At 41.2% G+C, this 255-nt stretch carries 1 protein-coding gene; it reads left to right on the top strand.

What is annotated here, in order from left to right; all coding sequences use genetic code 11:
- Positions 1-255, top strand: a 255-nt coding sequence (locus ACYQ4S_RS12835) for a zinc ribbon domain-containing protein (protein WP_459771572.1), incomplete at both ends; no start/stop codon positions are given.

Genomic DNA, 255 nt, shown 5'->3' with positions numbered 1-255 from the left:
ATAAAATCTCCACCGAGATTGTCAAAAACCACGACATAATCGGTATCGAAGATTTGTTGGTAAAGAATATGATGCTCAATCGAAAATTAGCTAAATCCATCTCAGAAGTAAGTTGGGCGGAATTTCGTACTATGTTAGAATACAAAGCCAAGTGGTATGGGAAAGAAATAATCGCTGTCGCACGGAACTTTCCTTCAAGCCAACTCTGCTCGGGATGCGGCTACCAAAACAAAGCCGTTAAGAATCTCGCTGTTC

It is taken from the genome of Alkalibacterium sp. s-m-28, assembly GCF_054658175.1.
Note: the sequence above shows the minus strand (reverse complement) of the source record. Positions and strands in the feature narration are given on the sequence as shown.